Raw genomic sequence first — 24,012 nt, 5'->3', positions numbered from 1 at the left:
GGCTCGGAAATCAGTTTTTCTCGAGCGCCCACAGGTCGCTTTCGATGCTTTCAAACCGCTCTTTGAGGTGGGTCTGCACATCGAAAATCGCCCTGTTGTAATAGTGCGGAGCAATTTCACGGGTAAACAGCTCAAGAATTTCCGCCGCTTCGAACGAACCCAGGTCGAGTTCGAAACGGTCTTCCATGAACCGCTGAATCTTGCGATTGGCCTCGCTCTCCTGTTCGGGAGTGAGGGTCAGGATCGGCGGTTTGGACTTCTTGGCGGCCATTTACCAGCGACCGTCCCACGCGGCGAAGTTCTGCAGCAATTGCAGGCCATGGGTATGGCTCTTCTCCGGGTGGAACTGCACGGCAAAACGCGAGCCTTCGGCCAGCGCTGCGGCGAAATCGACCCCGTAATGACCGCTGCCCACCACCTGCCGCGCGTTGGCGGCGGCGATGTAGTAGCTGTGCACGAAGTAGAAACGCGCCATGTCCGGAATGTCGTGCCACAGCGGGTGACTGACTTTCTGCTGCACTTCGTTCCAGCCCATGTGCGGGACTTTCAGGTGCTCGCCGTCTTCATGCAGGTCTTTGCCGAAGAACTTCACCGCGCCCGGGAACAGGCCGATGCAGTCAACGCCGTCGTTCTCTTCGCTGCTGTCGAGCAGGGCTTGCATGCCGACGCAGATGCCGAGAAACGGACGATCCTGGCTGACTTCACGTACCAGCGAATCGAAACCGAGGCGACGGATCTCTGCCATGCAATCGCGAATCGCGCCAACGCCCGGGAATACCACCCGGTCGGCTTCGCGGATCACGTCGGCATCGCTGGTGATCAGCACCTTGCCGGCGCCGACGTGCTCCAGGGCCTTGGCCACCGAGTGCAGGTTGCCCATGCCGTAGTCGATAACTGCAACCGTCTGCATTACAGAACGCCTTTGGTCGATGGCATTTGCCCGGCCATGCGCTCATCCAGCTCGACGGCCATGCGCAGGGCGCGGCCGAAAGCCTTGAACACGGTTTCGATCTGGTGGTGGGTGTTGGTGCCACGCAGGTTGTCGATGTGCAGGCTGACCAAGGCGTGGTTGACAAAGCCCTGGAAGAATTCCTGGAACAGATCGACGTCGAAGCCGCCCACAGTGGCGCGGGTATACGGCACGTGCATCTGCAGGCCTGGACGACCGGAGAAGTCGATCACCACGCGCGACAGCGCTTCATCGAGCGGCACGTAGGCGTGACCGTAGCGACGGATGCCTTTCTTGTCGCCGATGGCTTTGGCGAAGGCCTGGCCGAGGGTGATACCGACGTCTTCCACAGTATGGTGGTCGTCGATATGCAGATCGCCCTTGCATTCAATATCCAGGTCGATCAACCCGTGACGGGCGATCTGATCCAGCATGTGCTCAAGAAAAGGAACACCGATATCGAATCGGGCCTTTCCGGTGCCATCAAGGTTGATCGAGGCTTTGATCTGGGTTTCCAGAGTGTCGCGCTCGACAGACGCCTTACGTTCGGCCATCACCAGCTCCGCAAAATCATTGGGCGAAAAAGGCAGCCATTATAGGCACGCGGGGCCGAAACAGAAACACGCGACGTGAGATGCCTGACGGACAGAAGCCCCGGCTGTCGCGGGTAGACATGTCCATACAAGCCATTACAGGCACCCCGAAAACAAATGTGGGAGCGAGCTTGCTCGCGAATGCGGTAGTTCAGCCAACACTGATGTCGACTGACACTGCGCCTTCGCGAGCAAGCTCGCTCCCACAGGTTTGGTGTTTATCCAGCTAACACCTTAGTGAAACAGTACCGCCGTCTTCTGCAGGGTCACCCACACACCCCACGCCAACGGAATACCCACCGCCAGCCACGCGGCGATCGCCAGCGGCTTGCTGCCCGGTGCGGCTTTCCACTCCAGTACGGTGCTGGCATCAGCACCTTTATCGTGGCCCAGCGCCTGTTCGGCGGCCAGTTCAGCGTCGGTCATGAAGTACTTGTCGGCCACCGGACGCACCAGCAGGTTGCACAGGAAACCCAGCACCAGCAGGCCCGCGAGGATGTACAGAGTGATGTCGTAAGCGGCGGCGCGTTCAACGCCGATGCTCAACTGATACTCACGCAGGTAGTTCACCAGCACCGGACCGAGCACGCCCGCGGCGGCCCAGGCAGTCAGCAGGCGACCGTGGATCGCACCGACCATCTGCGTGCCGAACAGGTCGGCCAGATACGCCGGAACGGTCGCGAAACCACCGCCGTACATCGACAGGATGATGCAGAACGCCGCCACGAACAGCGCAACGTTGCCCAGATGGCCCATGTTCGGGATCAGCGCGTACAGGGCAAAACCGAGGGCGAAGAACACGAAGTAGGTGTTTTTGCGTCCCAGGTAGTCCGAGAACGAAGCCCAGAAGAAGCGGCCTCCGATGTTGAACAGGCTCAGCAGACCGGTGAAGCCGGCAGCGATCGCGGCGATCGAAGCCAGTTGCCCGGCGTCCAGTTGACCGAACGGCACGTCAACGCCCAGCAGCTTGCCGCCAAACACTTCCTGCAGCAGTGGCGAAGCCATGCCGAGGATGCCGATACCGGCCGATACGTTCAGGCACAGCACCAGCCACACCAGACGGAACTGCGGGGTTTTCCACGCCACATTCACGTGCACGTGACGGTGGGTGATCATCGCGTTCGACGCTTTCTTCGCTGGAGCGGTCCAGCCTTCAGGCTTCCAGCCGGTTGGCGGCACGCGGTAAGCCAAGGCGCCACCGATCATGAACACGAAGTAGATCGCGGCCATCGCCACGAAGCTCTGCCATACGCCGACACCGGCAGGCGAAGCGAAGTGACTCATCAGCGCAGTCGCCAACGGTGCACCGACCATCGCGCCGCCACCGAAACCCATGATCGCCATGCCGGTCGCCATGCCGCGCTTGTCCGGGAACCACTTGATCAGGGTCGATACCGGCGAAATGTAGCCCAGGCCCAGACCGATACCACCGATCACCCCGGAGCCGATCCACATCAGCCAGATCTGGTGGGTGTAGATACCCAGCGCCGAGATCAGCAGACCGCCGCACCAGCACAATGCCGATACCACACCGGCCTTACGTGGCCCGGCGTGTTCCAGCCAGCCACCCCAGATCGCTGCCGAGCAGCCGAGGAAGATGAAGAACAGTGTGTAGATCCAGCCGAGCATGGAGATCGGCCAGTCGCATTGCGAAGAAAAGACCTGAGCGATGAAGCTCATGTCCGGTGCGCAAGCCACCGGAGCGGTGACGCCCAGCGCCTTGGACAACGGCAGCCAGAACACCGAGAAACCGTAGGCCATGCCGATGCACAGGTGGATGGCCAGAGCGGCCGGTGGAACCAGCCAGCGGTTGAAACCGGGCTTGGCGATGATGCGTTCCTTGGACAGGAACGCAGGCTGGTCGGCGCGAAGGCCGTCCGCCGTGATGCTCGTGCTCATTGTGTATCCCCCAATTATTAGTATGGTTCGCCAGCCACTGCTCACCCTCGGCCTTTATGCACGCAGGCATGACCGTTTTTTCGGGTGAAGCTCCTTGAAGGCGCGACGTTAAGTCGCAGAAGGACGGACGAACCGGCGAAGGTTACCATTTGCACGTGACAGAAAAACCAAACTGATATCACCTTTTTCATGTCATCTGATCTCGTCCCTGCAGGAAAAAGCCATGCCGATCGCTGTCCAAGCGCTGAACGATGCCAGTTACCAGGATCAACAGGACCTGCAAAAAATCTATCGTGACGCTCCGCAATGGCTATTCGCACCGTATTCCGGGGACGCTCAACTGATCGAAAACAGCCTGGCTGACGGCTCTTTGATTGCAGGACGTTTCAACGATCGCCTGCTCGGTGCAGCACGCCTGACAAGGCACGACAGGGTTTGGTACTTGTCACATTTGTGTGTACGAAAAGTCACCCGGCGCCGTGGGGTAGCCGAGCGGCTGGTGAACCAAGCACAGAAAATGGCGTCGCAAGCGGGAGCCCAACTGCGCCTGCTGGCACCGGCCGGACACCTTGAAGCTCAGGCGCTGGCTACCAAATTGCAATTGCCGCTGGACGTCATCGCGACATGACAGCGCCCCGAATCGGGCGGATGCAGCGCTATACTCCCCGGCTAAATTACGAATTCGACTAACTACAAGGACTCGCCCATGAAAGCGTTCGGCAAAATCCTGGGTCTGGTACTTCTCGGGCTGTTGCTGATCATTGTGGCGGCGGGCTTCGCCCTGACCCACCTGTTTGATCCCAACGACTACAAAGACGAGATTCGCCAGATAGCTCGCGACAAGGCACACATCGAGCTGACGCTCAATGGCGATATCGGCTGGAGCCTGTTCCCGTGGCTCGGCCTGGAACTGCATGAAGCCAGCATTGCCACCCTGATCAACCCGACCGAACCGTATGCCGACCTGCAGATGCTCGGCCTGTCCGTGCGCGTGCTGCCGCTGTTGCGCCGCGAAGTGCAGATGAGCGATGTGCGCGTCGAAGGCCTGAACCTGCGCCTGAAACGCGACAAGAACGGCCACGGCAACTGGGAAGACATCGGCAAGCTGCCACCTCCCGCCACGCCTGCCGGCAGCCCGACGCCTGCCAGCCCGCCTGTTGCAGCGGCCGCCCAGCCGGAAAAACCGCCGCAGCCGATCCGCCTCGACATCGACAGCCTGACCGTCAACAACGCCCGTGTGGAATACAACGACGAGCAGACCGGCAAGCAGTACAGTGCCGAAAGCATCCAGCTGAGCACCGGTGCGGTACACGATTCGACCAACATTCCGCTGAAAGCCACGGCGTTCCTCAGCACCAATCAGCCTGTGTTGCGCGTGCGGACCGAACTCAACGGCGAGCTGCGCATCGAGCGCGCCCTGCAGCGCTACAAGTTCGAAGACATGAAACTGTCCGGCGAACTGACCGGCGATCCGCTGCAGGGCAAGGCCATGACCTTCTCCGCCCAAGGGCAGATCTTGCTGGACAAGGCGGCGAACGTCGCCGAATGGACCGGGATCAAGATCTCCGCCAACCAGTTGCGCGCACTCGGTGAGCTGAAAGTCAACGACCTCGACAAGACCCCGCAGATCACTGGCGGGCTCTCGATCGCCCAGTTCGATCTGGCGAAATTTGTCGATAGCATCGGCCAGACGCTGCCAGCCATGGCGCCCGGCAGCCTGAGCAAAGTCGAACTGGTCAGCCGCGTGGCCGCCACGCCAACCAGCGTGGCCTTCGACAACATCAACCTGAAACTCGACGACAGCAGCTTCAGCGGACGCATTGCCGTGGAAGATTTCGCCAAGCAGTCGCTGCGCGCGATCCTCAAGGCTGACACCTTCGACGTCGACCGCTATCTGCCGTCGAAATCGGAAAAAGCCAAAAACGCCACGCAAGTGCGTCAGGCCGAAGTTGCCAGCACCGAAGCCGATGCCATGGCCGGCGCCGGCAGCACTCCGCTGCCGGACAAGCCAAGCAAAAGCGCCTGGAGCACCGAGCGTCTGCTGCCGGTCGAGCGCCTGGCCAAACTCGATGTCGACGCCGACCTGAGCTTCGGCCAACTGACCCTCGACAAACTGCCGATTCAGAATGCCGCGCTCAAAGCCACTGGCCAGGGCGGCCTGCTGACGTTGGAAAATCTGCGTGGTGGCCTGTACAACGGCGACTTCGAAGCCAAGGGCACCCTCGACGTACGCCCAAGTGCGCCGGTGCTGAACCTGCAAACCAGGATCAACCGTGTGCCGGCCGAGAAAATCCTCGAAAGCCAGGGCAAGAATCCGCCGGTCAAAGGTCTGGTCACACTGACCAGCAGCCTCACCGGCAGCGGCAACAGCCAGCAGGCGCTGATCGAAACCCTCAACGGCAACGCCAGTTTCGTGATCAATAACGGTGTACTGCTCAACGCCAACCTTGAACAGCAACTGTGCAAAGGCATCGCCACCCTCAACCGCAAAACCCTCAGCGGCGAGCCGCGGGGCAAGGACACGCCGTTCCAGGAACTCAAGGGCAACCTGACCTTCCGCAACGGTATCGCCAGCAACCCGGACCTGAAAGTGCGCATCCCCGGCATGACCGTCAACGGCGACGGTGACATCGACCTGCGCGTGCTGGGCATGGATTACCGCGTCGGCATCATCGTCGAAGGCGACACCAGCGCGATGCCGGATCCGGCCTGCCAGGTCGGCGAGAAATTCGTCGGCATCGAGTGGCCGCTTCGTTGCCGTGGGCCGCTGGAGCTGGGCGCCAAGGCCTGCCGTGTGGATAACGAACGTCTCGGCCAGGTCGCGACCAAAATGGCCGGTGACAAACTCAGCGAGAAGATCGATGAAAAACTCGGCGACAAGGTCAGCCCGGAATTGAAAAACGCATTGAAGGGGCTGTTCAAGCGATGAGAGCGGAGCAGTTTTCCACGGCGGTGCTGGAATGGTTCGACCGCCACGGCCGCCACGATTTGCCTTGGCAGCAAGACATCAACCCGTATCGGGTGTGGGTGTCGGAGATCATGTTGCAGCAGACCCAGGTCAGCACCGTGCTCAATTACTTCGACCGTTTCATGACCGCGCTGCCAACCGTGCAAGCGCTGGCCGAAGCGCCGGAGGACGAAGTGCTGCACCTGTGGACCGGGCTCGGTTACTACACCCGCGCGCGCAATCTGCAAAAAACCGCGAAGATCGTCGTCAGCCAGTACGGCGGCGAGTTTCCCCGTGACGTCGAAAAGCTCACCGACCTACCGGGGATCGGCCTGTCCACCGCCGGTGCCATCGCCAGCATCAGCATGGGCTTGCGTGCGCCGATCCTCGATGGCAACGTCAAACGCGTTCTTGCGCGTTTCACCGCGCAAGAGGGTTACCCGGGTGAACCGAAGGTCGCCAAGCAGCTGTGGGCCAATGCCGAGCGTTTCACGCCGCACGATCGGGTCAACGCCTACACCCAGGCGATGATGGATCTCGGCGCCACGTTGTGTACGCGCAGCAAACCTAGCTGCCTGCTGTGCCCGCTGGAAAAAGGCTGCGAGGCGCACATGCTCGGGCTGGAGACGCGTTACCCAATCCCCAAACCGCGCAAGGCCATACCGCAAAAACGCACGCTGATGCCAATGCTGGCCAATGGCGAAGGCGCGATTCTGCTATATCGCCGCCCGTCCACGGGGCTTTGGGGCGGTTTGTGGAGCCTGCCGGAGCTCGACGATCTCGACGACCTGCAACATCTGGCCGATCAGCACTCGCTGACCATGGGCGAGCAGCAGGCGCTGCCAAGCCTCGTTCACACCTTCAGCCATTTCCAGCTGTCCATCGAACCCTGGCTGGTTCAGGTGCAGGAGGCCGGCCAGCACGTGGCCGAGGCCGACTGGCTCTGGTATAACCTCGCCACCCCGCCGCGCCTGGGCCTTGCCGCCCCGGTCAAAACCTTGCTCGAACGCGCGGCCGCCGTATTGAACGCAGGAGAGTTGTCATGACCCGCACCATCATGTGCCGCAAGTACAAAGAAGAACTGCCCGCGCTGGACCGCGCTCCTTTCCCGGGCGCCAAAGGTCAGGATATTTTTGACCACGTATCGGCCAAGGCCTGGGCCGACTGGCAGAAGCACCAGACCCTGCTGATCAACGAAAAACGTCTGAACATGATGAATGCCGAAGACCGCAAATATCTTCAGGGCGAAATGGACAAGTACTTCTCCGGCGAGGATTACGCCAAAGCTGAAGGCTACGTTCCGCCTGCGGAGTAAACCCGCAAAATCGGGGGGCGAATCGTAAGCGACGGAATTAATTTAAGAAATTTTAAAAAAGTCGTTGACGTAAATCCGAAAAACCCTTTTAATGCGCCCCGTTGCCCAGATAGCTCAGTCGGTAGAGCAGGGGATTGAAAATCCCCGTGTCGGCGGTTCGATTCCGTCTCTGGGCACCAAATACCGAAAACCCTGAATCGCAAGATTCAGGGTTTTTTTATGCCTGCGATTTGATGACGGCTCATTCCAGCCTTTTTCCTGGGCTGCGCAAATGCGCGACGGGTTTCGAACAAAGGCGATCCGCGCTACTTTGGCCGAACCTTATGGAAGAGGGTCATCCGCCCGATGAACCAGAAAAGAACCCGCGTGCCCCTGCCCCATCCACCACCCTATCGCCAGAGCCGGATTGCATTCTGGCTGACGGTGCTGGTCGGCGTACTGATCGCCTTCCTTATCGCCGCGTCGACTTATCTGATCGTCCACAGCTTGATCAGCGGCTCCATCACTACCTGGAACCGATCGGGTCCACGCCATACCTACGCCCTGGCGCTGCAACCCCGAATGTTCTGGTTCGAGATCGTGTCGCAGTGCGTCGGCACCGTGTTCCTGATAGCCGTCGGCTGGATCGGATTATGGATTCACCGAATGGCGCGCGAGCCCGGCGACAAGCAAAAGGCCAAGCGTACGCGGGGGTAAAGGAAGGCGCGGGATTGTACCCGCGCCTCGACTTTTCAATACACCCGACGTTATCCAGCGTCATTCCAGTGGAACACCAGATTGCGCGCAGTGCCGCTGCCAACGTCTGTCACGTCACGCCGTGTTTCGCCATTGCGTGTGGCGAGCACAGTGTATTTACCGGGTGGCAATTGCACGTACACCAGCGGCCCCGTTTGAGTGAGGGTCAGCACGGTTTGCCCCGGTGCCTTTTGAATCGTCACATCGACATCAGCGGTGTACTGGTCTTGCGCGCCCACCGCGAACGTCATGTGCAGGTTGTAACCAGTGGATTGTTGAATGGCTTTTGACTCGTCCAGGCCAATTCCGCCGGACAGGTAGTTGATGCCGTTTTGCTGTTGTTGCTGGACTTGCACGCCGGCACTGTCGACCGGTTCCAGGTTGGCGGCCTGGGACATGCCAGGCAACAGCAGCCAACCGACAGCAGCGAGCGGCAGCATGAATGAACGAATGTTTTTCATGATGGCGACTCCCGGGTTCTGAAGAACCCAATCGTTACCCTTTTTTAGATTTGGCACCGCAAGGCTTGTTTTAGATTGATTGGTACTTGGCGCATGTACGAAATGGACTACAGACCATTGCTATCAATACGCCTTTTGCCGGCAACGTCCTGCACGACCCATCCCCCCTTCCTGCTGACTTCACAGGCTCGCCCGACATCGCCGAGCGGTGAATCCCGGCATGCTTTTGCGCCTGTTTCCAATGATGCGGAAGACCCGATGAACCCGTTAAAAACTGATGATGCGCAAGACCCGAAAAATCGATTCATTGCTGGGAGAGTTGGGCGAACTGATCCGCCAGGCGCGGCAAAAAGTGCTGCGTGCGGTGGATACGATCCAGGTGCAGACCTGCTGGCAGATCGGCCGGCATATTGTCGAGTTTGAACAGCAAGGGGCGCAGCGGGCGGGGTATGGCAAGCGGTTGCTGGCCTTGTTGGCGAAGGACCTGACGGCGCAGTTCGGGAAGGGGTTCGATGAAACCAATCTTCGCAAGATGCGCCTGTTTTATCAGTTATTCCCAATTCGAGACGCACTGCGTCTCGAATTGAGCTGGACTCACTATCGCAGGCTGTTACGGGTCGAAAACGCAAAAGCACGTCAATGGTACGTGGAAGAATCCGCCAACCTGAACTGGTCCAGCCGCGCGCTTGATCGCCAGATCAATACGCTCTACTACGAGCGGCTCCTGATGAGTCGAGACAAGGCCGATGTGGTTGAAGAAGCCTCGATCAACATTGAGGCGATGAAAAACAATCCACGCGAATTCATTCGCGACCCCGTCCTGCTTGAGTTTCTCGGGCTGCCTGCGCCCTGCAAGATCAGAGAGGATGCTCTTGAACAGGCTCTCATCGAACACTTGCAAGGCTTTCTTCTTGAACTCGGCAAGGGATTTTCCTTTGTCGCTCGCCAGCAACGCCTCAGTACTCATGATGTAGATCTGTACATCGACCTGGTGTTCTACAACTATTTGCTCAAATGCTTCGTGATCATTGAGCTCAAGAGCGGAAGGCTCAGCGCTCGCGACGTCGGACAAATGGACATGTACGTGCGCATGTACGACGAACTCAAGCGCAGCGAGGGCGACAAACCGACAGTCGGGATCATTCTGTGTGCTGAGAGCAATGACTCCGTCGCGCGTTACTCGATGCTCAAGGGCAATGAGCAACTGTTCGCCAGCAGTTACAAAACGATACTGCCGAGTGAGGAAGAACTGCGCGCCGAACTCAATCGGGAACAGGCTCTGATCGAAGAGCGCCTGCTCCTGCAATCCGCAGAATAGAAACGGCGGATTGTTCCCGTGCGGCACGAAGGCTATTGTTGACAGCTCCGCGAAAGGGTCGAAAGCGATGAGCTGTCAGGATGCGCCAGCAACGCAAGACATGCAGTCACCGTCACCGGTGTTGACAGGCAAACAGGGGGAGGCCTTCAAGGAAGTCGCCGCCGATGGCTTTGTGCTCGGCGGTTTCACCTGGCAGCACACCCTGCCTGACCCGCAACGCCCGGTGGTCATCATCAACGCTGCCACCTCGGTACGCTGCCGGCACTACACGCGCTTCGCCGATTATCTGTTCGCCAACGGCTTTGACGTGATCACCTACGACTACCGCGGCATCGGCGAATCGCGCCCGGCAACCCTGAAAGATCTTGAAGCCTCATGGACCGACTGGGGCGCGCTGGATTTCGAGGTGATGCTCAAACGCGCGCAACGGGAGTTTCCCGGCCAGCCCATCGATGTGGTCGGCCATAGCTTCGGCGGTTGCGCGGCGGGACTTGGCGAGTCCGGGCAGGTCATTCGTCGGCTGGTGACGGTCGGCGCGCAGTTCGCTTACTGGCGCGACTACGCGCCGGAACAGCGCTGGCGCATGTTTGGTAAATGGCATTTGCTGATGCCACTGCTGACGCGCATCTGTGGCTATTTCCCGGGCAAACGCCTCGGCTGGCTGGAGGACACGCCCTCAGGCGTGGTTCGCGACTGGAGCACACCTGCAGCGCGCTACGAGCAGCGTCCGAGCGGCCGCCGACTGCTGCAGCAAAGCGGTCGCCTGCCCTTCGCCAATGTCCGCGCGCACACCCTGGCGATCAGCATCAGCGACGACCCGTACGGCACGATCCCGGCCATCGAACGCCTGCTTGGCTACTTCAGCCATGCGCACAAAACCCACCTGCGCATCGAGCCGAAGGACATCGGCGAACAACAAGTCGGACATTTCGCCTTTTTTCGCAGCGCATACCAAGCCACACTATGGCCCATCGCTCTGACCTGGCTGCACACCGGCGAGCTGGCCCCCGCCACACCCGGGCGGACAGTGCCACGCAGTTGAGCCCTTTCCACGCACGACGGAACACACCATGGCCTCCGCCAACAAGCAGCAAAAACGCGCCGCCCGGGCCAAGACCAAGGCCAAGCAGAACCGCACCAAACGCGCCGAGGCGCCGGTCGAACTGGACCCGAACGATGACCGCATCGACTTCGAGTCGGTGGACCTGACCGAGCTGTTCAAGAAAATGATCGATGCCGAGAAGATCAGCCAGCAAGCCATGTGCACCACGTTCCTCGAAGACCCGCTGCTGGAACTAGTTTACGAGCAGGAAGGCGAAGAAGGCGCGATGGATTTCATCCTCGCCGCGCTGATCGAGTATCGCCAGTGGTCGCAAGAAACCGACGAAGCCGGCGCCCTGGCGTGGATCGAATCCCCAGCCTTCCAGGCCGACTATGTGGCGGCGTCCGACGCAATCGCCGCACACACCCAACAGAAGAACTGAGTTCCCATGGCATCCCTGAACAAGCAACAGAAACGCGCCAAACGCGCCAAGGCCAAAGCCAAGCACATCCGCATGGTCGGCCGTAAGCCGCTGGACCAGGACGACAACCTCGGGCATCTGGACGAGCCGATCCCGGAATACACCCTCGCAATGTTCAGCAAAATGCGCGATGCCGAAGCCGTCAGCCGCAACGAAATGCTGCTGACCCTGCTGCGCGAACTGGCGTTCATCATCGTTGACCATCCAGAGCTGCTGGACATGGAAAACGCCGAGAACGAAGGCATGGCCGCCACTCACCTGGCCGCCGACATGCTGATCGACTACCGCATGTGGGCCGACGGCATGGACATCGAAACCGCCCAGGCCTGGCTGAGCGAGCCACAGTTCATCACCGATTTCGGGATTGCGCTGGATACTTACGGCAAGTCGCAGGATGTTCGGGAAGAAAAGAGCGAATAAGACCCCGCTCCCAAACAAAAACGGCCGCTCGTCATCACTGACAGCGGCCGTTTTTGTTTGAGCAATTCGAAAGCCCTCCATCCGAGAATGGTGTATATCCCGTTGACATATCCCATTCGCAACCTATTCTTGCTTCATTGCAGGCGCAGACCTTGGAGGCCGAATATGGAACAAACGACAATTTTCATGAGCAATAGAAGCCAGGCTGTTCGACTGCCAAAGGCAGTCGCAATGCCTGGCGATGTCAAACGAGTTGAAGTGATCGCCATCGGCAGAACACGCGTCATCACACCTGCCGGAGAAAGCTGGGATAGTTGGTTCGATGGAGAAAACGTTTCAGCTGATTTCATGGCTGAACGAGAGCAACCAGACGATCAGGAGCGTGAGTCGTTCTGATGATCAAGTACATGCTGGATACCAACATCTGCATTTTCACCATCAAGAACAAACCACAAATTGTCCGAGAATCTTTCAACCGACATTCCGGACAGTTGTGCATCAGCGCTATCACGCTCATGGAGCTTATCTACGGTGCTGAAAAGTCGGCGGCCCCTGAAAGGAATCTTTCGGTTGTCGAAGGATTCGTTGCTCGACTGGAAGTCTTGGCTTTTGACAATGACGCAGCAGCACAGGCCGGAATGATTCGATCTGAACTGGCTAAAGCAGGAACACCTATTGGCCCCTACGACCAAATGATCGCCGGTCATGCACGGTCACAAGGCCTTATCGTGGTGACGAACAATGTACGGGAATTCGAACGTGTTTCCGGATTACGCATTGAAGATTGGGTGCACCCAGGCTAATGCACCGCCCAAACAAAAACGGCCGCTCGTCATCACTGACAGCGGCCGTTTTGCATTACGCGTTGCGGATCAGTTCAACACCACCGCACCACGGTTTTCCAGCTTGCGACGGCGTGCTACCAGCAGGCCGGCGGCGACTACCATGAGGCTCAGCAGACCGGTTGCGAGGATTTCCACGCGGTGGGCTTCCTGGAACAGCATGATGGTCAGGGCCGCGACGATGAAGATGATCACCGCGTAGGTCAGGCCCGGGAACAGCCACATGCTGAAGACGATTTTCTCGCCGCGGGCCATGCGTTGTTTACGCATGCGCAGTTGCGAGAACGCGATCACCAGGTACACCAGCAGCGCGATGGCGCCGGAACTGGCCAACAGGAATTCGAACACCGCGGCCGGGGCCACGTAGTTGGCGAAGGTGCAGAGGAACGCCGCGCCGGTCGACAACATCACAGCCCAGTAAGGCGTGCCGCTTTTGTTGACCCGAGTTGACATGGCCGGTGCGTCACCGCGCTTGCCGAGGGAGAACAGCATGCGCGACGAGGTGTACAGCGCCGAGTTCAGGCAGCTGGTGACCGCGACCAGCACCACGATGTCGACGATCATTTTCGCGTTCGGAATGCCCATGCGCTCAAGCACGGTCTGGTAGGAACCGAGGTTGGCCAGCGTAGGATCGTTCCACGGCACCAGGGCCACAACGATGAAGATCGATACCAGGTAGAACAGGCCGATCCGCCAGATAACGGAGTTGGTGGCCTTGGAGATCTGCTTGCCCGGGTTCTTCGATTCCGCGGCCGCGATGGTCACGATCTCGGTTCCCATGAACGAGAACATGGTGGTCAGGATTGCGCCCAGCACCGCGCCCATGCCGTTTGGCAGGAAACCGCCGGAGTCGAACAGGTGCGACACGCCGCTGACCTGGCTGTTCGGCAGGAAACCGAAGATTGCCGCGAGGCCAAGGATGATGAAGCCGATGATCGCCAGGACTTTGATCAGGGCGAACCAGAACTCGAATTCACCGTAGTTTTTTACGCTGAACAGGTTGGTGACCGTCAGCAGCATGGTGATGATCAATGCGAACGCCCAGATCTCGATCCCCGGGAACCAGGCATGGAGGATGGTCGCAGCGGCGTTGGCTTCCAGCGGAATCACCAATACCCAGAACCACCAGTACAACCAGCCGATGGTGAAACCGGCCCAGTGCCCGATGGCACGGTCGGCGTATGTCGAAAACGAGCCGGTGTCGGGCGAGGCGACAGCCATCTCACCGAGCATGCGCATCACCAGCACCACCAGGGTACCGGCGGCGGCGTAGGCCAGCAGCACGGCGGGGCCGGCGGCAGCGATCGCGTGGCCGGAGCCAACGAACAGACCGGCGCCGATAACACCGGCGATCGACAACATGGTCACATGACGCGGTTTGAGCCCCTGTTCGAGGCCATTGGAGCTTGGGGTACTGCTCATCGAAACTACCTTTGCGAGGAAAGCGATTGCGTCCGTCCTGTCTGGTTTTCCTTCTCGTAAAAAGAAACCAACGGGGCGTTCCAGATTCTGCACGCAATAAATGCGCCAAAATGTTTCAAACTCTTCTGCTCCGCGGCTTTGCGCGCGACCGGACAGTCATCGCAAGTCCTTGAGATTAATGGCTATTCGCCAGAGCGTTACCCTGCGACTCACTTTTCAGACGAATCAGCGCACCAGAAACACACTGAAAAAGTGTGGGATGCACAATTAAAGGGCGAATCGTGTACGTTCAGCCGGATAGCGCTTCCAACACCCCGCCAAAGCTGGCAACATCGCGCCTTTTTTTACGCAACGCCCTCGGGTTTTCACGATCAAACACCCGTTCGGTTGTTGATGGGGCGACAGTCTGCTGTGCCGATGCGACAACCTGCCACACGCCATCCGCTTACCGCTTGTAGCGCTGTTGGCTGCCATTGAAACGCTATGCTAGCTTGGCCGCCTCGCCAGGAAGGCCCGCCAACAGCAGGAGCGCAACATATATGAGGAACGCACATGGCTGAGGCCACGCCCGCGCTTGAAATCCGCAACTTGCACAAACGCTACGGACAGCTTGAGGTGCTCAAAGGCATCTCGCTGACCGCCCGCGACGGCGATGTGATCTCGATCCTCGGTTCCTCCGGTTCCGGCAAGTCCACGTTCCTGCGTTGCATCAACCTGTTGGAAAACCCGCACCAGGGTCAGATTCTGGTGGCTGGTGAAGAACTCAAGCTCAAGCCCGCCAAGAATGGCGAACTGGTTGCCGCTGATGGCAAACAGATCAACCGCCTGCGCTCCGAGATTGGTTTTGTATTTCAAAACTTTAATCTGTGGCCGCACATGAGCGTGCTCGACAACATCATCGAAGCCCCGCGCCGCGTGCTCGGCCAGAGCAAAGCCGAGGCCATCGAAGTCGCCGAAGCGCTGCTGGCCAAGGTCGGCATCGCCGACAAGCGCCATGCCTACCCGGCGCAATTGTCCGGTGGTCAGCAACAACGCGCGGCGATTGCCCGCACGCTGGCGATGCAGCCGAAGGTGATTCTGTTCGACGAGCCCACCTCCGCCCTTGACCCGGAAATGGTTCAGGAAGTACTTAGTGTCATCCGCGCACTGGCCGAAGAAGGCCGTACCATGCTGTTGGTGACCCACGAAATGGGCTTTGCCCGTCAGGTCTCCAGCGAAGTGGTGTTCCTCCACCAAGGGCTGGTGGAAGAGCAAGGATCGCCTCAGCAGGTGTTCGAAAACCCGCTTTCGGCGCGCTGCAAACAATTCATGTCCAGCAACCGCTAACGGAGCAACATGCATGCAGAATTTTAAAAAGGTCTTCCTGGCCGCCGCCGTCACCCTCGCCTTCAGCGCCGGTGCCATGGCCGAGACTCTGAAGATGGGCATCGAAGCGGCTTACCCGCCGTTCAACAACAAAGACGCCAGCGGCAACGTGGTCGGCTTTGACAAAGACATCGGCGACGCCCTGTGCGCCAAGATGAAGGTCGAGTGCAGCGTTGTCACCTCCGACTGGGACGGCATCATCCCGGCACTGAACGCCAAGAAGTTCGACTTCCTGGTCTCCTCGCTGTCGATCACCGAAGAGCGCAAGGGCGCGGTGGACTTCACTGACCCGTACTACTCGAACAAGCTGCAGTTCATCGCGCCGAAAAACGTCGACTTCAAAACCGACAAGGATTCGCTCAAGGGCAAAACCATCGGTACGCAGCGTGCGACGCTGGCCGGTACCTGGCTGGAGGACACCTATGGTGACGATATCAAGGTCAGCCTTTACGACACCCAGGAAAACGCCTACCTGGACCTGACCTCCGGTCGTGTCGATGCCATCCTCGCCGACAAGTACGCCAACTATGACTGGCTGAAAAGCGACGCCGGCAAGAACTACGAGTTCAAGGGCGACCCTGTCGTGGAAAGCGACAAGATCGGCATCGCCGTGCGCAAAGGCGATCCGCTGCGTGAGAAGCTGAACGCCGCCCTGAAGGAAATCGTCGCCGACGGTACCTACAAGAAGATCAACGACAAGTATTTCCCGTTCAGCATCTATTGATCTGACCTGCGGGACCGGCGCCGTGATCCGACGGCGCCGGCTCCCGGCCTTGCCTGCCGCGATTTGAATAGAAATCCATGATTATCGACCTCTACGGATTCGGCCCGGCCCTCGCCGCCGGTGCGCTGATGACCGTCAAACTGGCGCTGACGGCCCTGTGCCTGGGACTGGTGCTCGGTCTGCTCGGCGCCTTGGCCAAGACTTCCCCGTACAAGCCGCTGCAATGGCTTGGCGGTACTTATTCGACCTTGGTGCGTGGCGTCCCGGAATTGCTCTGGGTGCTGTTGATCTACTTCGGTACGGTCAACCTGATGCGCAGCCTCGGTGAGTTCTTCGGCAACCCCGACCTGCAACTCAGCGCCTTCGCTGCCGGCGTGATTGCGCTGGGCCTGTGCTTCGGCGCCTACGCCACGGAAGTGTTTCGCGGCGCGATCCTCGCCATTCCCAAGGGCCATCGCGAAGCGGGTGTGGCGCTGGGCCTGTCGAAATGGCGGATCTTCACCAAGCTGATCATGCCGCAGATGTGGCGCATCGCCCTGCCCGGCCTGGGCAACCTGTTTATGATTCTGATGAAAGACACCGCGCTGGTGTCGGTGATCGGCCTGGAAGAAATCATGCGTCACGCGCAGATCGGCGTGACCGTGTCGAAACAGCCATTCACCTTCTATCTGGTGGCGGCAGTCATGTATCTGGGCCTCACCGTGCTGGCGATGACCGGCATGCACTTCCTGGAAAAACGCGCCGCTCGCGGCTTTGCGAGGAGCGCTTCATGAACTGGGAAGTGATCATCAAGTGGCTACCGAAACTGGCGCAGGGCGCGACCCTGACCCTGGAACTGGTGGCGATTGCCGTGATTGCCGGCCTGTTGCTGGCCATTCCGCTGGGCATCGCCCGCTCTTCGAAGCTGTGGTACGTGCGCGCATTGCCCTACGCCTACATCTTCTTTTTCCGTGGCACGCCGTTGCTGGTGCAACTGTTTCTGGTCTATTACGGCCTGGCGCAGTTCGATGCGGTGCGCAACAGCGCACTGTGGCCGTACCTGCGCGATCCGTTCTGGTGTACCACCGCGACCATGACCCTGCACACGGCGGCGTACATCGCCGAAATTCTGCGCGGCGCGATCCAGGCGATTCCGCCCGGCGAAATCGAAGCGGCACGAGCGCTGGGCATGTCCAAGCCCAAGGCGATGTTCTACATCATGCTGCCGCGAGCGGCGCGCATCGGCCTGCCGGCCTACAGCAACGAAGTGATCCTGATGCTCAAGGCCAGCGCACTGGCGAGCACCGTGACCTTGCTGGAACTGACCGGCATGGCCCGCACGATCATCGCGCGCACCTACCTGCCGGTGGAAATCTTCTTCGCCGCCGGCGTGTTCTATCTGCTGATGTCCTACGTGCTGGTGCGCGGCTTCAAGCTGCTGGAGCGCTGGCTGCGCGTCGATGCCTGCCAAGGGCGTTGAAACTTCCCACGTGCTGACGGGCGAGGCCCTACTCGCCCGCTTCACCGCGCTGGATGCTTTTTTGCTTGAGCATCAGGCGCTGTGGAAACCTCGTCCATTCACTCATCGTTCGCTTCCATGGGAAACCGCCTACCCCGAATTGGCTTCCTGGCTACGCGGACGATCGCTGGAAGATGCAGAGCGGGCGCATAACCACCCTGCCGACCTCATCGATGCCCCGGAGCCGTTCGCTGCATTGGCGGCGCTGTCGACTGAGCTGAGCGCGGTCGGTGAATTGCCGGGACATACGCTGGAAACCCCAGGACATCGATTGAACGTCGATGTGCCGGGGCGCAAGTGGCTGCAGATCGAAGCCTTCGCCAGTCGCTTGTCTTTCGCCTCGCCGCCGGCGCATTGGCTGGACTGGTGTTCCGGCAAAGGACATTTAGGTCGGCGTCTGTTGGGCGCGGGACAACAACTGACTTGTGTCGAATACGATCCGGCGTTGGTCGCCAGTGGTCAGGCCCTGAGTCAGCGTCATCATTTGCACGCCCTGCATGTCGAGCAGGATGTGCTGTCCGCAGATGCGGCCACAGTGTTGAGCGCTCATCACACCCCCGTCGCCCTGCACGCCTGCGGCGATCTGCATGTGCGCCTGATGCAACTGGCAAGCGCTGCCGGATGTCAGCAGATGGCCATCGCCCCGTGCTGCTACAACCGGATCAATCGCAGCGAGTACCAGGCATTGTCCTCAGCGGGTTTGCGATCCGCCCTACAGCTCTCGCTCGAAGATCTGGCGCTGCCCATGAGCGAAACCGTCACCGCCGGTGCAAGAGTCCGACGTCAGCGCGACACCTCCATGGCCCGACGCCTGGCTTTCGATTTGCTGCAACGGCAGGTACGTGAAGTAGATGAATACCTGCCCACCCCGTCCCTGCCCAGCGCCTGGCTGGACAAATCCTTCGCCGATTACTGCCGCGACTTGGCTGCATTGAAGGAGTTATCCACAATCGGCACGCCAGATTGGCAGGCACTGGAAGCCGCCGGTTGGCAGCGGTTGGCCGAAGTTCGCAACCTGGAATTACTGCGCGGACTGTTCCGACGACCGCTGGAGCTTTGGCTGAATCTTGATCGAGCCATTTTCCTCGCCGAACAGGGATACGTCGTACGCCTCGGCACCTTCTGCGACGCACCGCTGACTCCGCGTAATTTCCTGCTGTTGGCCGAGCGCGCTTGAAATCTTTACAGCCTGTGGATAACTCTGTTGATGGTTTTCCCGTGGATCCAATATCCACGGCCATTGCATGACAAAAACAGCATTGGTCATTTTTTGTTCATATAGATAAAAAACCGGTAAAACAGGGCTTTGCGCACAAAATGAGAACGTGTCCACAAAATCCCCTGCAACGCCGCCTTAGCGCCCATCCGTTGTGCATAAGCTTCCAATCAAAAGGACATAAACGGCTGAAATAGGTGCTTGAACGGTGCGGAAATCCTGCCAACACTCGCATGCTGGATTGACGTCGAACAGCCCGATTTTGCGGCTTGAGACCCAATGACACAGCCCACACCGCACCTGATCCAGCGCCTGCGTAAAAATAGTCTGAATTCAGGGGTTTACAGAACCAACCCAATCGCTATAATCGTCGACCACACGCCGGTATAGCTCAGTTGGTAGAGCAACTGACTTGTAATCAGTAGGTCCCGGGTTCGACTCCTGGTGCCGGCACCATACAAAACAAAGCCCCTGCAGAAATGCAGGGGCTTTGTTGTTTCTGGCGTTTGGATATAAAAAGCGCAACGGCTGAGTGATCATGACTTTGACCCTTAGGTTATGAGCGCTCACCCTATCTAAAAGATCTTTGCTGTGGATCGGCAACACACAAGACCGCCTGGCTTCATCAGCGCAAAAGGCCTCTCCATAGAGCAAAGCCAACAATCTCCAGACATGCCAGTCAGCACCTTGTCAGCAATTGAGATATTGAACTCCCCCACCGACAAAATTCAAATAAGCGAGCGCTGAAGGTCCGTCACAAGTTGATACGCGAAGCTGATTTTGACGCAGAGCTTTGCGCATAAACTCGCCCCTGACAACATGGAACAGGGAGTCAACTGATGTCCACATGCAAAAAAGCCTTGGAAATCCGCGAAGCATTTGAGGAAGCCGGAAACGCACTCTCGTTATTCATCGATCTGTGCACATCTAATATTCAACTCACCCAACGCAGCATACTGGCCTTGTCGGCTTATGGCAGAACCTGCATGAACACCTTTGAGGACGCCGAACGCTGGTTGCGCAGTCAAGACGAGGCACGAGCCAACTTCCCCGAGCAGGGTTCCCTGAATAGACCAAAGCAGTGAAATAACGGTCAGACCACGTTTTGAGCTGGTCTGACTCTATTTTTCCCTACCCTATTTTGCTCGTTTCACCACGGAGCTTAGGTTCGCGAAAACGCTTTGAGAAACCCCGGCCTTCCTTTGCTCTTCAGTGGCCGCAGAGAGCGGCACCAGCGTTACGCGCGAGGCCTTTCCAGCCTTCATCTGACGTACAGATTCCATCAAGTCCGTCTGAAATCGCCCTAGTTCATTTGCCATGCCTTTTCTTCGCCTTCAGCCATTTTCTCCAACGCTCGCTTGCTGAACTTATGCCGCTTGAACCGAAAGCGAAATCCGCCTTCCAAGTTGTTGCAACGCACGCTCAACATTCTCGATTTTGGAATGATGCAGGAAATCTACCAGGCGATCGACCTGGGGCCGTTGTACGCCGAGACGACGTGCCAACTCGGCCTTGCTTAAACCTGATTCCAAAAGTGTATTCCACAGAGCAACCTTTGCTGCAGTCAGCGCAGGCAGACGCAATACAACGTCACTTGCCTGTTCTCCTGCCTGCCCGGTCGGAATCAACCGGCGATCATCAACGTATATCGAGAGCGCCGTCTCGATTGCATCAATGGCGGTGTCCAACGCTTGCTCGAGGGTGTCGCCAACGGCGTGCATCTCAGGAATTTCTGCGCAGGACAACCAGACACTGTCAGGCTCTTCGTGAACTTCCAACGCATATTCGAACATCACGATTCCTCTCATGGGGTACAGCTGAGCCTCAATCCCTGAGGCCCAGCTGTTTGATTATCGATTTTCTCAACCCTTCGCCCATTTCCTTGGCTCCATGGTCGGGAAACACAGTTGATTTGCCATTCAAGGAAACCTTGAAGTGACTGCCCTTGCCGGTTTGAAACTCAACGCCTTGGGCTTTCAACCATCGCCGAAACTCGCTGTACTTCATGTGCATCACTCGCCGTTTCGGTAAAGCGAATGTGCAACATATTTGCTGCGTGCGCAACATAAGTGTTGCACTACACAGAGATGGCAACGGCCACCACCTGGCCACGATTGCGCATCCGTCCTTCGCAAGCTACCGTCAAACCCGTCGCTGCCAATTCAGCGACCGGGCCTGAGAACCCGCGTAAGATACAGGCGCACCAGCGCCCAAAATCACGATTGCCGGCGCTTTTTTGTGTCCGCATTCACGTGTAATGGCGGCTGTGCGTGGGAGACCTTCGGGTCTGCCGGGTTCCTGTATCTCCGGTTTCTCAGCCTGCGCATAGCTGCCACCCTTTCGCCTGAGAACGAAAATGGCAGCTCTCATTTGATACAGGGAGTTCACAAATGAATGCCATCGATCCATCCATAATCCGCCGCTCTGCCACACCGGTCACCTCACGCCACGCCTTACGTAGGGCAGGTGAAGCGAAATGACCGACTACCTCGATTTGAAAACCCCAGGCCTTACGCACTTTTCCTTCCAGGCCAATCAAGCGCTGTTCCGCACCAATCGTGGCGTTCCAGTCATCGCCGCCCTCTCGCACGCCTCGCACTTGCTTCACATCTCCAAGCTGCTGACCGCCGACTCTACCGTTTCTCGCGATCCTGACCTTCACGCTTATGCCTCCCGGTATCTGCAGGATTTAAGCAAGGCGCTGATCGACGATGTGGTGAAGGTGCTGAATGCGCCAACAGCAAGCCATTGACGTAAATCGCCAATAAAAAGCCCTCGCGGTACTGCGAGGGCTTTTTGCGTTTCAAACCTGGCTGATCTCGAACACAAACGAAATCCTGCGCTGGCTCGCACTCCACACATACCGCAAATGCTTACCCTGCTTTGGAATCGACACTGCCGGGGGCCTGAATGCGGCAACACATTCGTGGCCCGGCAAACGGACGCTGTTGTACAGCAAGCCCCAGGATTGAGACTCACGCAGTTGTCGGGCAAACGTCTGGGAAGGACCGTAGGCGTCTGGATCGGGTTGATGCAAGTCGGGAAAGCCGTGACGCACATCATGCAACGGTTGCAGCACGCGATTGACGTAAGTACGCATGGTCAACTCAAGATCCGCCTCGTTGGTGGCCGCGAGGAAACGCTCCTGGTGATAGCAGGTTTCGGCGATGGCCGCGGCCTGGCTGCTGGCGGCGTAGTAGACGCCGAAGGTGCCATCGGTGAAGCGGCTGCTTTTGCCGATGTGGGTGAACGCCGCCATCACCGGGGTTGAACCGGGGCCGGAGAGCCGGTCTTCGGGGCGCACGCGGGCGAGGACGCCGGCCTGTTCGATCAGGCGATCGTTGGTCAGTGCTTCCAGCGCGTAGGCGATTTCCAAGTCTTCGGGGTCGAGCACGTCTTCGAACAGCGCAATCGGCGGGAAGCTGCTGTTGACGATCCGGTAGGCCTTCGGCCATTGCGGCTCAGCCAGCGGCGGGGCCTTCAACCGCGCACCCCGTCGAGGTAGCGGCGCACGTCGGCGATGTCGACCACCCTCCCCGCCAGCATGTAATCCAGCGCCGTTCGACCATTGAATGGCGCAGCCGTGTTGGGGCTGCTGACCCACGTGTAGGCACGCTCGCGGCTGTTGCTGAAGATGATGCTCAGGGCCTTGTGAATACCCATCAGATACGAGATGCGCTCCAGCGTGTCATGCGGAAGACGAATGTTCGGCGGCAGGTGTTTGTACTTGTAGAACGTGGTGTTGCCGACGCCGCCCAGCAGCGTGCGCTGCTGCTCGGCGCTGCAGCCCCAGCGCTCCATGAGACTGAAGAAAAACTTCAGCGCGACGCGCCCGGCTTCGGGGACGTCGAGTTGTTCACGCGGGGTGAGGGCTGGGGATGAGGTAGGCATAGACGCCTCCTGATTTTTTGTCTTAGCTGAAGACTAGTACATAACTGTAATTTTTTAGAATTTTTATACACAAACGAACAATCAAACGCACAGAAGCCGGAGTTAAGCCGGCTTATGTATTTCTGCGCTATTTAAACAATTCTGAATGGCTCCCGAGATCCACAAATGTGATCAGGTCTAGGCGCGTGTTCTCGTAAATCATCAGAAAATCGCCACCGATATGACACTCGCGGAATCCAGACCAATCTCCAGTCAGCGCATGATCCAGATATTCTGCCGGTAATTGCTGCCCCAAGAACAACATCGCCATCACCTTCCGGACGTCGTTCATGTCTCGCCTTCCGGCGCGGTTATAACGGTCCCATGACTTCTTGAATTCAGAAGTCTGTGCACACTGTTTAGGCCGATCAGCGCGTTTTTGCGTTTTCTCCGGTTTCGCCATCAGCAGTCCTCAGCATGTCGTCTATCGAGTCGAAACGCTGACGGATTTCTCGTGCTTCCATCATTGCGCGGGCCGTTTTCTCTGATGGAACCCGCACCTCGAAGGGAAGCCCCTGAGTGGCAACAACCTGCCGCAGGAAAAGTCGCATGGCGTCGCTAATGCTCAGCCCGCAAGCGTTCAAGACTTCAGTGGCACGCGCTTTCAAATCCTCATCAATTCGGCAGCGCACATCGGTAGTTTTCAGTAGTGCAGCCATTTCAATTACCTCATCGTGATTTTGTAGCTACATAAGCGCTACCTCTGCATTGTGGTCGGAGGGATCTTCGTCGGTCAACGCGAAGTTGATAGGTGGTTCTCTACCGCCATGACTCGCATGCCAGGCAGCCATTTCAACTCCTTTTACAAGGTAGGGCTATCAGCTGAATCGTTACTTTGCCTGAGACCTATCTGCG

Annotated in this window: 29 protein-coding genes, 2 tRNA genes and 1 pseudogene; 20 read left to right on the top strand and 12 right to left on the bottom strand. The window is 58.5% G+C overall.

Annotation, left to right across the window (positions count from 1 at the left end):
- Positions 1 to 10: 10 nt before the first annotated feature.
- From ACU680_RS11700 to ACU680_RS11685, 4 genes are all read right to left on the bottom strand, one after another.
- Positions 11 to 271 (bottom strand): DUF2164 domain-containing protein, encoded by a 261-nt coding sequence (locus ACU680_RS11700; protein ID WP_007952545.1) that lies wholly within the window; start codon positions 269 to 271, stop codon positions 11 to 13.
- Positions 272 to 910 carry an imidazole glycerol phosphate synthase subunit HisH gene (gene hisH / locus ACU680_RS11695; RefSeq protein ID WP_007961712.1) on the bottom strand — a complete coding sequence of 213 codons (639 nt, stop codon included), beginning with the start codon at positions 908 to 910 and terminating at the stop codon, positions 272 to 274.
- A complete protein-coding gene (gene hisB, locus ACU680_RS11690) occupies positions 910 to 1,503 on the bottom strand; it encodes an imidazoleglycerol-phosphate dehydratase HisB (protein WP_007909204.1) in 594 nt (197 codons plus the stop codon). Before hisB ends, hisH begins: the two co-directional genes overlap by 1 nt.
- A 273-nt stretch (positions 1,504 to 1,776) precedes the next feature.
- Complete coding sequence (locus ACU680_RS11685) at positions 1,777 to 3,441, bottom strand: OFA family MFS transporter (RefSeq protein ID WP_007961711.1); 1,665 nt, start codon at positions 3,439 to 3,441, stop codon at positions 1,777 to 1,779.
- Positions 3,442 to 3,664: 223 nt separating this feature from the next.
- On the opposite strand from ACU680_RS11685, the gene ACU680_RS11680 reads away from it, so the two are divergent.
- The 6 genes from ACU680_RS11680 to ACU680_RS11655 all read left to right on the top strand — a co-directional run bounded on the left by ACU680_RS11680 (position 3,665) and on the right by ACU680_RS11655 (position 8,399).
- Complete coding sequence (locus ACU680_RS11680) at positions 3,665 to 4,069, top strand: acetyl-CoA sensor PanZ family protein (RefSeq protein WP_400759989.1); 405 nt, start codon at positions 3,665 to 3,667, stop codon at positions 4,067 to 4,069.
- 78 nt (positions 4,070 to 4,147) lie between these two features.
- A complete protein-coding gene (locus ACU680_RS11675) occupies positions 4,148 to 6,370 on the top strand; it encodes an AsmA family protein (RefSeq protein ID WP_448179519.1) in 2,223 nt (740 codons plus the stop codon).
- Positions 6,367 to 7,434 (top strand): A/G-specific adenine glycosylase, encoded by a 1,068-nt coding sequence (gene mutY / locus ACU680_RS11670; protein WP_448179518.1) that lies wholly within the window; start codon positions 6,367 to 6,369, stop codon positions 7,432 to 7,434. Before ACU680_RS11675 ends, mutY begins: the two co-directional genes overlap by 4 nt.
- Positions 7,431 to 7,703 (top strand): oxidative damage protection protein, encoded by a 273-nt coding sequence (locus tag ACU680_RS11665; protein WP_007961706.1) that lies wholly within the window; start codon positions 7,431 to 7,433, stop codon positions 7,701 to 7,703. Before mutY ends, ACU680_RS11665 begins: the two co-directional genes overlap by 4 nt.
- A 103-nt stretch (positions 7,704 to 7,806) precedes the next feature.
- Positions 7,807 to 7,882: transfer RNA gene (locus tag ACU680_RS11660), tRNA-Phe, on the top strand.
- Positions 7,883 to 8,048: 166 nt separating this feature from the next.
- Positions 8,049 to 8,399 carry a hypothetical protein gene (locus ACU680_RS11655; protein ID WP_448179517.1) on the top strand — a complete coding sequence of 117 codons (351 nt, stop codon included), beginning with the start codon at positions 8,049 to 8,051 and terminating at the stop codon, positions 8,397 to 8,399.
- Positions 8,400 to 8,449: 50 nt separating this feature from the next.
- Here the strand turns inward: ACU680_RS11655 and ACU680_RS11650 are convergent, their stop codons facing one another.
- On the bottom strand, positions 8,450 to 8,899 hold the full coding sequence (locus ACU680_RS11650; RefSeq protein WP_448179516.1) for a carboxypeptidase regulatory-like domain-containing protein: 450 nt from the start codon (positions 8,897 to 8,899) through the stop codon (positions 8,450 to 8,452).
- Positions 8,900 to 9,157: 258 nt separating this feature from the next.
- Here ACU680_RS11650 and ACU680_RS11645 point away from each other — a divergent pair.
- The 6 genes and pseudogenes from ACU680_RS11645 to vapC all read left to right on the top strand — a co-directional run bounded on the left by ACU680_RS11645 (position 9,158) and on the right by vapC (position 12,963).
- Positions 9,158 to 10,217: pseudogene (locus ACU680_RS11645) on the top strand (PDDEXK nuclease domain-containing protein).
- A gap of 67 nt (positions 10,218 to 10,284) precedes the next feature.
- Positions 10,285 to 11,259 (top strand): alpha/beta hydrolase family protein, encoded by a 975-nt coding sequence (locus ACU680_RS11640; RefSeq protein ID WP_448179515.1) that lies wholly within the window; start codon positions 10,285 to 10,287, stop codon positions 11,257 to 11,259.
- A gap of 28 nt (positions 11,260 to 11,287) precedes the next feature.
- The gene (locus tag ACU680_RS11635) at positions 11,288 to 11,701 is read left to right on the top strand and encodes a hypothetical protein (RefSeq protein ID WP_448179514.1); all 414 of its coding nucleotides are present in this window, start codon (positions 11,288 to 11,290) and stop codon (positions 11,699 to 11,701) included.
- A gap of 6 nt (positions 11,702 to 11,707) precedes the next feature.
- The gene (locus ACU680_RS11630) at positions 11,708 to 12,160 is read left to right on the top strand and encodes a hypothetical protein (protein WP_448179513.1); all 453 of its coding nucleotides are present in this window, start codon (positions 11,708 to 11,710) and stop codon (positions 12,158 to 12,160) included.
- Between the two features lie 165 nt (positions 12,161 to 12,325).
- Complete coding sequence (gene vapB / locus ACU680_RS11625) at positions 12,326 to 12,556, top strand: type II toxin-antitoxin system VapB family antitoxin (RefSeq protein WP_108181398.1); 231 nt, start codon at positions 12,326 to 12,328, stop codon at positions 12,554 to 12,556.
- Positions 12,556 to 12,963 carry a type II toxin-antitoxin system tRNA(fMet)-specific endonuclease VapC gene (gene vapC / locus ACU680_RS11620; protein ID WP_448179512.1) on the top strand — a complete coding sequence of 136 codons (408 nt, stop codon included), beginning with the start codon at positions 12,556 to 12,558 and terminating at the stop codon, positions 12,961 to 12,963. The genes vapB and vapC overlap by 1 nt, the downstream gene beginning before the upstream one ends.
- A gap of 69 nt (positions 12,964 to 13,032) precedes the next feature.
- On the opposite strand, the gene gabP is transcribed toward vapC, so the two are convergent.
- Positions 13,033 to 14,424, bottom strand: a complete 1,392-nt coding sequence (gene gabP, locus ACU680_RS11615; protein WP_007961696.1) for a GABA permease — start codon at positions 14,422 to 14,424, stop codon at positions 13,033 to 13,035.
- A 552-nt stretch (positions 14,425 to 14,976) separates the two neighbouring features.
- Here gabP and ACU680_RS11610 point away from each other — a divergent pair.
- The 7 genes from ACU680_RS11610 (at position 14,977) to ACU680_RS11580 (ending at position 20,312) form a co-directional block, all read left to right on the top strand.
- Complete coding sequence (locus ACU680_RS11610; RefSeq protein WP_007961695.1) at positions 14,977 to 15,750, top strand: ABC transporter ATP-binding protein; 774 nt, start codon at positions 14,977 to 14,979, stop codon at positions 15,748 to 15,750.
- Between the two features lie 13 nt (positions 15,751 to 15,763).
- The gene (locus ACU680_RS11605; RefSeq protein ID WP_007961694.1) at positions 15,764 to 16,513 is read left to right on the top strand and encodes an ABC transporter substrate-binding protein; all 750 of its coding nucleotides are present in this window, start codon (positions 15,764 to 15,766) and stop codon (positions 16,511 to 16,513) included.
- A 77-nt stretch (positions 16,514 to 16,590) separates the two neighbouring features.
- Positions 16,591 to 17,286 carry an ABC transporter permease gene (locus ACU680_RS11600; protein WP_007961693.1) on the top strand — a complete coding sequence of 232 codons (696 nt, stop codon included), beginning with the start codon at positions 16,591 to 16,593 and terminating at the stop codon, positions 17,284 to 17,286.
- A complete protein-coding gene (locus ACU680_RS11595; RefSeq protein WP_007961692.1) occupies positions 17,283 to 17,972 on the top strand; it encodes an ABC transporter permease in 690 nt (229 codons plus the stop codon). Before ACU680_RS11600 ends, ACU680_RS11595 begins: the two co-directional genes overlap by 4 nt.
- Positions 17,953 to 19,188, top strand: coding sequence for a methyltransferase (locus tag ACU680_RS11590; RefSeq protein WP_448179511.1), 1,236 nt, complete (start codon positions 17,953 to 17,955; stop codon positions 19,186 to 19,188). Before ACU680_RS11595 ends, ACU680_RS11590 begins: the two co-directional genes overlap by 20 nt.
- 419 nt (positions 19,189 to 19,607) lie before the next feature.
- Positions 19,608 to 19,683 (top strand) — tRNA-Thr (locus ACU680_RS11585).
- 383 nt (positions 19,684 to 20,066) lie between these two features.
- On the top strand, positions 20,067 to 20,312 hold the full coding sequence (locus tag ACU680_RS11580; RefSeq protein WP_448179510.1) for a hypothetical protein: 246 nt from the start codon (positions 20,067 to 20,069) through the stop codon (positions 20,310 to 20,312).
- 282 nt (positions 20,313 to 20,594) lie between these two features.
- On the opposite strand, the gene ACU680_RS11575 is transcribed toward ACU680_RS11580, so the two are convergent.
- Positions 20,595 to 21,020, bottom strand: coding sequence for a type II toxin-antitoxin system HicB family antitoxin (locus tag ACU680_RS11575; RefSeq protein WP_448179509.1), 426 nt, complete (start codon positions 21,018 to 21,020; stop codon positions 20,595 to 20,597).
- Between the two features lie 31 nt (positions 21,021 to 21,051).
- Complete coding sequence (locus ACU680_RS11570) at positions 21,052 to 21,234, bottom strand: type II toxin-antitoxin system HicA family toxin (protein ID WP_367082544.1); 183 nt, start codon at positions 21,232 to 21,234, stop codon at positions 21,052 to 21,054.
- Positions 21,235 to 21,703: 469 nt separating this feature from the next.
- Here ACU680_RS11570 and ACU680_RS11565 point away from each other — a divergent pair, with 469 nt between their 5' ends.
- A complete protein-coding gene (locus ACU680_RS11565) occupies positions 21,704 to 21,979 on the top strand; it encodes a DUF3077 domain-containing protein (protein ID WP_448179508.1) in 276 nt (91 codons plus the stop codon).
- A gap of 51 nt (positions 21,980 to 22,030) precedes the next feature.
- On the opposite strand, the gene ACU680_RS11560 is transcribed toward ACU680_RS11565, so the two are convergent.
- The 4 genes from ACU680_RS11560 to ACU680_RS11545 all read right to left on the bottom strand — a co-directional run bounded on the left by ACU680_RS11560 (position 22,031) and on the right by ACU680_RS11545 (position 23,816).
- Positions 22,031 to 22,711, bottom strand: a complete 681-nt coding sequence (locus ACU680_RS11560; RefSeq protein ID WP_448179507.1) for an RES family NAD+ phosphorylase — start codon at positions 22,709 to 22,711, stop codon at positions 22,031 to 22,033.
- Positions 22,708 to 23,118 (bottom strand): MbcA/ParS/Xre antitoxin family protein, encoded by a 411-nt coding sequence (locus ACU680_RS11555; RefSeq protein WP_448179506.1) that lies wholly within the window; start codon positions 23,116 to 23,118, stop codon positions 22,708 to 22,710. The genes ACU680_RS11560 and ACU680_RS11555 overlap by 4 nt, the downstream gene beginning before the upstream one ends.
- Positions 23,119 to 23,245: 127 nt before the next feature.
- A complete protein-coding gene (locus ACU680_RS11550) occupies positions 23,246 to 23,560 on the bottom strand; it encodes a type II toxin-antitoxin system YafQ family toxin (RefSeq protein WP_448179505.1) in 315 nt (104 codons plus the stop codon).
- Positions 23,526 to 23,816 carry a type II toxin-antitoxin system RelB/DinJ family antitoxin gene (locus ACU680_RS11545; protein ID WP_034151912.1) on the bottom strand — a complete coding sequence of 97 codons (291 nt, stop codon included), beginning with the start codon at positions 23,814 to 23,816 and terminating at the stop codon, positions 23,526 to 23,528. The genes ACU680_RS11550 and ACU680_RS11545 overlap by 35 nt, the downstream gene beginning before the upstream one ends.
- Between the last annotated feature and the right edge of the window lie 196 nt (positions 23,817 to 24,012).

Source organism: Pseudomonas sp. LF020 (assembly GCF_053456425.1).
Note: the sequence above shows the minus strand (reverse complement) of the source record. Positions and strands in the feature narration are given on the sequence as shown.